Annotated in this window: 8 protein-coding genes; 4 read left to right on the top strand and 4 right to left on the bottom strand. The window is 71.2% G+C overall.

Annotated elements, in window-relative coordinates; genetic code table 11:
• Positions 1-156 precede the first annotated feature (156 nt).
• The 4 genes from QQ657_RS53255 to rnhA form a co-directional block, all read right to left on the bottom strand.
• Entirely contained in the window at positions 157-3228 is a 3072-nt protein-coding gene (locus QQ657_RS53255) for a glycosyl hydrolase 2 galactose-binding domain-containing protein (protein ID WP_284750137.1), read from the bottom strand.
• A gap of 120 nt (positions 3229-3348) precedes the next feature.
• Complete coding sequence (locus QQ657_RS53250; RefSeq protein ID WP_284750136.1) at positions 3349-4581, bottom strand: hypothetical protein; 1233 nt, start codon at positions 4579-4581, stop codon at positions 3349-3351.
• 44 nt (positions 4582-4625) lie between these two features.
• Positions 4626-5006 (bottom strand): YchJ family protein, encoded by a 381-nt coding sequence (locus QQ657_RS53245; protein ID WP_284750135.1) that lies wholly within the window; start codon positions 5004-5006, stop codon positions 4626-4628.
• Positions 5007-5038: 32 nt separating this feature from the next.
• A complete protein-coding gene (gene rnhA / locus QQ657_RS53240) occupies positions 5039-5500 on the bottom strand; it encodes a ribonuclease HI (protein WP_284750134.1) in 462 nt (153 codons plus the stop codon).
• A gap of 74 nt (positions 5501-5574) precedes the next feature.
• Between rnhA and QQ657_RS53235 the strand changes: the two genes are divergently transcribed.
• The 4 genes from QQ657_RS53235 to QQ657_RS53220 all read left to right on the top strand — a co-directional run bounded on the left by QQ657_RS53235 (position 5575) and on the right by QQ657_RS53220 (position 8345).
• The gene (locus QQ657_RS53235; RefSeq protein WP_284750133.1) at positions 5575-6282 is read left to right on the top strand and encodes a Crp/Fnr family transcriptional regulator; all 708 of its coding nucleotides are present in this window, start codon (positions 5575-5577) and stop codon (positions 6280-6282) included.
• A 114-nt stretch (positions 6283-6396) separates the two neighbouring features.
• The gene (locus QQ657_RS53230) at positions 6397-6564 is read left to right on the top strand and encodes a hypothetical protein (protein ID WP_284750132.1); all 168 of its coding nucleotides are present in this window, start codon (positions 6397-6399) and stop codon (positions 6562-6564) included.
• Positions 6565-6769: 205 nt separating this feature from the next.
• The gene (locus tag QQ657_RS53225; RefSeq protein WP_284750131.1) at positions 6770-7735 is read left to right on the top strand and encodes a hypothetical protein; all 966 of its coding nucleotides are present in this window, start codon (positions 6770-6772) and stop codon (positions 7733-7735) included.
• Positions 7736-7739: 4 nt separating this feature from the next.
• Entirely contained in the window at positions 7740-8345 is a 606-nt protein-coding gene (locus tag QQ657_RS53220; RefSeq protein ID WP_284750130.1) for a hypothetical protein, read from the top strand.
• The last annotated feature ends 15 nt before the right edge of the window (positions 8346-8360 follow it).

The raw sequence follows: 8360 nt of genomic DNA, 5'->3' as shown, positions 1-8360 counted from the left end.
GCGCACGCCGTTCCCCGATCACTTGGTTGCTGACCTTCGACAAGCCAGAAACTAAGCCGGACAACGGCGTGCGCCCCTTCACGCCACGCTCAACCACCCACACATCGGTACGAAGAGCCCTTTTAGAGCCATGAAGGTGCCCCTCATGGACTTGCGCTAGACGGTGATCTTGTCGACGTTCGGGCCGCCGTTGGCGGTCGTCGCGGTCGCCTTGATCTTGTTCGTCCCGGCGGTCAGCGTCACCGGGATCGTGACCGTCTGCCAGGTGTCCCAGTTGCCCGTGCCGCCGAACGCCACCGCGGACGCCACCTTCGTGCCGTTCACCGTGACGTCCATCGGCCGGTTCACCGTGGTGCCGTTGGCGAACCGCAGGACGGCGTTCGCGGGACCCGCGGCGGCCGCGTCGACGGAGAACTCCACCGCGCTGCCGGTCGCGTTGTCGTAGTTGACGAACCCGGTGCCGGTGAAGCCGGCGTGGTTCGACTCCGCGACGCCGCTGGTGATCGTGGCGTTCTCGGCCTGGTAGTCCACCGGGGTGCCGGGGGTCACCGTGCCGTCCGCCGGGATCGTCTTCGTCCCGGTGTTCCAGCCCGCGACCCGCACGGACGGCTTGGCGCCCTTGAGGTCCGCGGTCCGGTAGGTCGCGGTCAGCGTGGTCGACTCGCCCGGCCAGAGGCTGACCTGGTTGTCGGTCCACTGCACAGGCAGCACCGGCGCACCGGCCGCGCCGACGACGTGCGCGTCGACGAAGAACGCCGGCACCTTGTTCGCCGAGCCGTTCGTCAGCGTCACCTTGGTCGTCGTGGTGCCGTCGCCGTTGGCCGTCGAGGTGGCGGTCGAACCCGGCGTCACCTGGGCCAGGCCGTTCAGCCCGGACAGGTCGGCGTACGACGTCGTCGGCGTGTAGTACCAGTCGCTGTTGGCCCAATCCAGGGTGTCGGCCTTGGTGGACAGCCAGTAGACGTTGCGGCTGACCTCCTTGCCCGATCCGTCGGTCAGGACCAGCTTCGCCAGGTACGTCGTCGACAGGCCGCTCACCGAACCGATGGTCAGCGCGGTGGTCTTCGCGCCGTCACCGCCCACCGAAACGGCCTTCGACTGGTTGAACTTCTCCGTGCCGTCCAGGTTGTAGAGCTTCACGGACGCGGTGAGGTTCGACGCCGCGTCGTGGTTGTGGTTGACCACCACGACGGACTTGGCGTCGTACGAGTACTGGATGTGCAGCGGCTCGTTCGCCTTCTTGGCCCCGAAGTAGGAGCCGTTCTGGTCGAGGTAGGCGTCGAACAGCTGCCAGTGCAGCGACGTCCAGCCGCTGTTGAGCATCCAGTAGATGATCCCGGTCGACGGGTTCGAGCTGTCGCTGAAGTTGCGCGAGTGCGACTCGAACTCGGCGCGGACGTTCTCGTACTGCGCCAGCTGCGCCTTGCGGACGAAGTCGTCCAGGCTGGCCGGCTTGCCGTAGCGGCCGGTGAGCGCGTCGCCGAAGAGCTTCAGGTTGGCGAACGTGGAGGACGACGACCGGTGGTACTGCGCGGTCGACGGGCTCTTCCACATCGTGTCCAGCTCGCTCGACGACATCATCCGCTTGAGCGTGTCCATCGTCGGGATGTCCGGCCCGGCACTGGTTTCGGAGTTGAAGCTCCACGCGCCGCCGAGGTCGGTGTGCGCCTTGTCGTACCAGTAGTTCGGCGGGACGTAGTCGTACGGGCCGTTCATCTTCATGCCGGACGAGCCGAGCTGCGGCGACGACTTCGCCGACGCGGCCGGGACCACCGGGGTGGGCCAGTCCGCGGCGCTCAGCGCGTCGAGGTAGTTCTTCTCGATCGTCGCGTCGGGCGCGAAGTCACTGCCGATCAGGAACGAGATGACGCTCGGGTGGTCGCGCAGGCGCTCGGCCTCCGCGGTCATCGACGCCTTCGCGACCGGGTAGTCCGCGGCCGTCCACGGGTCACCCTTCTCGTCGCCGTTGACCTGGCCCTCCCACTTGTCGCAGCACTCCCAGCCGGGCAGCGTGAGCACGCCCATCCGGTCGGCGAGGTCGAAGAACTCGTCCGGCTCGATGTGCCCCTCCAGGCGCACGGTGTTGAGCCCGAGGTCCTTGACGTAGGCCAGCTTGTCCGCCGCGTACTGCTCGTTCCAGCGCAGGAACAGGTCCGGCGAGTAGCCGCCGCCCTTGATCAGCAGCGGGCGCCCGTTGATCGTGTACGACCGGCCGCCGCTGGAGTTCTTGTTCGCCGTCACCTGGCGCACGCCGAAGCTCTCGTGTGCGGAGTCCGACGCCGTGCCGCCGACGCTCGCCGTCAGGTCGAGGTCGTACAGCGGCTGCCCGCCCATCCCGGCCGGCCACCAGACCTGCGGGCTGTCGATCCCGACCACCGGGAACGTGACGGTCTTCTTCTCCTTGGCCGCCAGGGAAACCGTCTGGCTGATCGGTTTGCCGGCGACCGTGCCGGAGACCGTCGTGGACACCGCGGCCGCCGAGTCGTTGCGGACGTCGGCCTTGACCGTCAGGTCGGCGTGGCTCTGGGACGGCAGCTTCGTGACGACGTGGCCGCCGCGCAGCGCGACCGGCCCGCTGCGGCGCACCAGGACGTCCCGCACGATGCCCATGTTCTGGTCCGGCGGGGTCTGGGCCCAGTCGATCCAGCCCATCGACAGGTCCTTGTTCGGGTCGTTCGGGTAGACCTTGAACGCGATGCTGTTGGTGCCTGCCTTCACCTGCGCGGTGATGTCGAGGTCGTGACGCGTGTAGGCGCCGGTGACCTGGGTCTTGTCCGCGATCCGCGTCCCGTTGACCCAGACGTCGGCCTTGGACAGCACGCCGCTGAAGTCGAGGTACGTGCGCTGGGTGGTGTCGGTGACGGTGAGGTCGGTGCGGTACCACCAGGGGACCTTGAAGTCCGCGGTCGGCACGTTCTTCATGTTCGTCGAGTAGAACGGGTCGGCGTACTTGCCGTTGGCCAGCAGGCCGGCGTAGACGGTCGAGCGCGGGCCGACGGGGTACCAGCCGGCGGTGTCGAAGCCGGGCTTCGAGACCGCCGAGTCGTCGCTGACCTGCGCCGACGTCTGGATCAGGAAGCCGGGGACGGCGGTGGCCGGGCCTGCGGCCGCGACCGTCGCTCTCGCCTGTTCCTGGCCGGTGGCCGCCGGGACGGTCGCCCCGGTCACGGCGACGGCGAGCACAGCCGCCGCCACGAGGGTCCGGGTTCTTTTCTGCCGATAGCTCACTAGCGCGCCTCCTAGGCACCACGGCGGCGTGGGGAACAGCGGGACTATCGTTAGGGAACTTTCCTAACAATTGCGGACGATCGTAGCGGTCCGGTCACCGGGAGAACAGGGGCGTTCCGGTCAGATCCGCGCCGCCTGCCAGGCCGCCGCGGCGCGCAGTGCCAGCAGGAGCGGCAGTGAACCGTCCTCCCAGATCCGCTGCGGAAGTGCCTCGCTGAGCGGGACACCGTCGCCCAGCGCGGCCCCGATGGCCGGGAGATCGACGTCGAAGAGTGTCAGGCCGGCGCTGTAGAGGCGTTCGCCGCTGACCGGGCGGCGAGCGGCGACCTCGGTGCTGTCGACCGCCAGCTCGGTCACGCCGAAGAACTCCGGCTTGGCGCCGCGTTCCATCCAGCGCGCGAACCCGGTCAGCTTCGTCTCGCGGACGTCCTGGGGCCGCAGACCGCTCTCCTCGCACAGTTCGCGTTCCATCCCGGCGCAGACGGCGGTGTGGAGGGACCGGCGCGCGCCGCCGTCGGGGGTGCGCAGGTCCCGGGGTTCGAGCGAGCCGCTGCCCGACGGCGCGAGCAGCAGCCCGCTCACGGCGTTGAGCGGGGACTGGCGGACGGTGACGAGCTTGCCGTCGGTGGTGAACGCGACGGTGGAGACGCCGACGAGATCGGCCAGCGTGCTGCTGCCGAGCTCCCGGAGCGCGCCGTCGGTGTCGGTCAGTTCGGTCTTGCGGAGGTCGTACTCCTCGCCGGTGCCGGCGCGGGTGATGCGGAGCGTGCCGAGCTCGTTCGAGCAGACGGCGTCGAAGAACCGGGCGCGGTGCAGCCGGATCGGCGCGGGCCGCGTACCGGTGGCGGGCAGCGGATCGCCGCGCATGCCGACGATCGGGCCGTTGAACAGCAGCCGGCCGCGCGCCCGCAGCGGCAGCACGTGCGGCGCGGTCGCCTTGAGCGCGGGCGGCAGCCGGTACGGCTCCTCGGCGACGGTGATCGTGTGCCGTTCGGTCCAGAGGTCCCGGTCGATCGCGGCGCTGACCAGCGCGGTCCCGCGGGCGGGCACGGCGAGGTATTCCGACGGCGGATAGGCCGACGGCGGCGGCAGTTCCGCGGTCGGGAAGGGCGCGGCGATGGTGGTGAAGGCGAACCCGGCCCAGCGGCGGCGCAGCAGCCGGACATCCCGGGTGAAGGTGGCCACGCCGAGCGCGAGGGCGACGACGGAGAGCACGACCCCGACGGCGCTCGGCAGGATGGTGACGACCCCGAGAACGACACCCAGCCCGGACGCGGCGAGCGGCCACTCCCGGGCCCCGATGAAGCCGAGGTAGTCGGCTCTGGCCCGGGCTCGGCGCGTCAGTTTTCCCATCGCCGCACTGTTTAGCACGGCGGCGGCGCTGCGTGGGGCGAGTTTCAGGCTTCCGCGTCGAGGTAGACCCAGTGGCCGTCGTCCCGGCGGAAGCGGCTGTTCTCCTCGAGGAACCCGTCGCGGCCGTGGTGGCGGTAGTGCGCGCGGAACTCGACGGTTCCTTCGTTGTGCAGCAGGCCGCCGCCGGTGCGGGCGAGGATCTCCAGCCGCGTCCACTCCTGGCCGGGGTCGAGGCTCAGCCGGCGCGGGCGGGTGTCCGGGTGCCAGGTGCGCAGCAGGTACGCCGTGTCCCCGAAGGCGAAGGCGCTGAACCGCGAGCGCATGAGCAGTTCGGCGGTCGGCGCGGCGAGGCCGCCTTCGTGGAACCGGCCGCAGCAGGCGGCGTAGGACTCGGCGAGGCCGCACGGGCACGAAGCAGGAGGCACCGGGGCATTGTGCCACGACCGTCCACTTCGGACTATTCCGCGTTGACCGGCTTCCCGAGCTCCCGTGCTTCCTGGGCGCCGCGCACCGCGAGCCGGTCGGCGCGCTCGTTCTCCGGGTGTCCCGCGTGGCCCTTGACCCACAGCCACTCGACCTGGTGCTCGCCCGCCGCCGCGTCCAGGCGCTGCCACAGGTCCGCGTTCTTCACCGGCTCGCGCGCCGCCGTCTGCCAGCCGTTGCTCTTCCAGCGCGGCAGCCACTGCGTGATCCCGTTGCGCACGTACGTGCTGTCCGTGTACACGCGGACCTGCGACGGCCGGGTCAGGCTCTCCAGCGCCCGGATCGGCGCCGTCAGCTCCATCCGGTTGTTCGTCGTCGGGGTGGCTTCGCCGCCGTAGAGCTCGCGCTCGTGCCGCCCGTAGCGGAGGACCGCGCCCCAGCCGCCCGGTCCCGGGTTCCCGCTGCACGCGCCGTCGGTGAAGATCTCCACATCCACGCGGCGACCCTACCGGTCCCGGCTCTCGCCCCGGCCCGCCACGCCGGGTTACCGTGGAGATCCGGAGGGGAACCATGAGCGGGCACGACGACACGGGCGACGGGGCGCTCCTGGCCTATCTCGCCGATGCCGATCGCGAGTACCTGCTCGCCCGCGGCACCCGCCGCCGGTTCCGGGCGAACGACCTCGTGCTCATGGAGGGCGACCCGTCCGACCACGTCCACGTGCTGGTCGCCGGCTGGGTGCGCGTCTCCGCCATCGTCGAGGACGGCCGTGAAGTGCTCTTCGGCCTGCGCGGCCCCGGCGAGGTGCTCGGCGATCTCGCGGCCGTGACCGGGCTGCCGCGGTCGGCGTCGGTCCGCGCGATCGAACCCTGCACCGTCTACCAGCTGACCGGTGCGGAGTTCATCGACGTCCTGCACACCCGGCCCGAAATCGCCATCGCGACGATCAAAACCGTCGCGGCCCGGCTCCGCAGCGCGGAGTCGGCCCGGGTCGACGCCGCCGCCTTCGACGTCAGCCGCCGCGTCGCGGTGGTCCTGGTCCGGCTGGCGGAGGAGCACGGCCGGCGCGTCCCGGAAGGCGTGCTCATCGAGGACGCGTTCTCGCAGGAGGACATCGGCGCGCAGATCGGCGCGGCCCGGCGTACCGTCGCCCGGGCGTTGCGCGTGCTGCGCGAGAAGGGGATCGTCGAGACCGGCCGCCGCCGGATCCTCATCCGCCAGCTGCGTGTCCTGCGCGCCTTCGCCCGTTCTGAGCCAAACGGCACACAACGCCCGTGACAGCGGTCCTCTGAGCGCACCCCCTCCCGGCGGGATCCTGGGTTCCGGCCGGAAAAGAAATCAGATGCCTACCGGCCGGATTTCATTTCGAGCGAGGTCGGGGAGTGCTTTGCCGTGAACGTCTACTGCAAGATCTTGACCCTGGTGAAATCGGTCTTCGTCGCGTTCGCGGTCGGTGCCGTCGCGGGATTCGTCGCGGCCGCCGGAAACGCGGCGGAGCCGGCCGCGCCGGTGTCGCACGGCTCCGCCCCGATCTCCGCCTCGGTCTTGGTGCAGCGATGAGGAGGTGTGTGTGATGGAGAGCCACTCGATCTGGGCGCTGATCTTCGGCGCCCGCTGACCCGCGGCAGCCCGGCCGGCCGACTCGTGGGGGGCCGGCCGGCCGGGTATTTCCGTGAATGCGGTTGTCCGCGATCTGTCACCCCGGCGCGGAACATTTTTTGGTAATGTGGTCTGTCATTTCACCGCGGCGCCGGGAGGGGGTGGGATGCGGCCGGAGAACTCCTTCCCGTTCGTGCGCGAGCTGAACGAACTGCGCCGCGGCCGCGGGCTCGACGCGGCCGACCTGCACCAGCGGATTGGTCCCTGCCTGCGCGAAGCGTGCGGGATCACCGGCGCCGACCAGCCCTCCGCCGCCCGGCAGAAGCTCGTCCTGCGGCTCACCGAGCTGTGCGGCCGGCTCCCCGCCGACCTGCGGCTGGCCGCGCTCGCGGCGTTCGGCCTGCACGAAGAGGCCGCGGGGGAGTTCCTCGACCGGCGGATCTCGTGGCTGGCCAGCGTGCTGGACCGCGACCCGCGCACCGCGCGCCGCCGGATCGACCTCGCGTTCCGCCGGCTCGACGAGCTGCTCGGCGCACCGCCACCGGACCGGGACCGGCACCCGCTGGCCGGCTGGTACGCCGAGTCGACCAAGGCGGTGCTCCGGCTCGACCGCGACCCGCCGGACCTGCAGGAGGAACGCCGGATCGTCGCGGAGGTCGACGAGCTCGACGAGCTCGTGCTCTCGTTCAGCGTCCCGGCCGAGCCGGGCAGCGACCCGGTGCCCGACATCGCCGCCGAGGTCCTGTTCGGCGGCGAGATCGTCGAAGCGCGCCAGGTCTCGGTGAGCCACGCGCAGTTCGTGATGCGGCTCCCCAGCCCGTTGCGGCTCGGCCAGCGGCACGAGTACGGGATCCGGTTCACGCCGCGGCGCACGTCGCTGCGGCCGTACTACGTCATGACGCCCCTGCGCCGCTGCGAAGAGTTCTCGGTGCGGGTCCGGTTCGACCGCGGCGCCCCGCCGCCGCGCGTGTGGCGGCTCAACGGCGTGCCGGGCCGGGTCGTCGACGACGGCGTCGACTCCGGTGACGCGCTGACGGTCAACCGCGTCGGCGAGGTGTCGCTCGAGTTCCACGAGCTGCACCAGGGGCTGAGCTACGGCCTGCAGTGGTCCTTCGACCCCGAGCAGGACTGAGGCCATGCGCACCGTCCCGGTGGCCGCGACCGTCTTCCGGATCGGGATCGTCGCCCCGAGCCGCGGCGGCACCGCCCGGGCGGTGCACCTCGGCGCCACCCTCGACGGGGTGCTGGACGAGGTGTTCGACCACGTCCCGGTGCCGTACCGCACGCCGACCTGGTTCCGCCGGCCGGAGGGGGACAGCACGACGCTGGTCATCCCGCCGACCGTGCCGCGGGGATGGGTCGCGACGGCGTTCGCCGGCGAGGTGGGGGACGCGCTGCGGCGCCGCAACCGCCACCTCAACGAGTTCGGCAGGCTGCGGCTGAGGCTCGCCGCCGACCACGGCGACGTCGTGCTCCGGCCACCGAACTTCGGCGGCGCCGCGATCGCGCTGGCGGTCTGGCTGTGCGACGCGGAGGTGCTGAAGGCGGCGATGGCCGCGGCGCCGGAGCTCGACCAGCTGCTGATCGTCTCCGACCGCTTCCACGCCGCTCTCCCGGATGTGCCCGAGTTCCGGCGCGTCGTCGTCCCCGCCGGGGGTGAGCGGGAAATCGCGTGGCTGTGGACGGGTCCGGATACTGGGACGCGGAATACCGGCGCGGGCGGTGGGTTGGCACCGTCGTAGCCGAGCAGAAGGGGC

Source organism: Amycolatopsis ponsaeliensis, from assembly GCF_030182635.1.
In the GTDB taxonomy this organism is placed as follows: domain Bacteria; phylum Actinomycetota; class Actinomycetes; order Mycobacteriales; family Pseudonocardiaceae; genus Amycolatopsis; species Amycolatopsis ponsaeliensis.
This window is presented reverse-complemented; position numbering and strand designations above follow the sequence as displayed.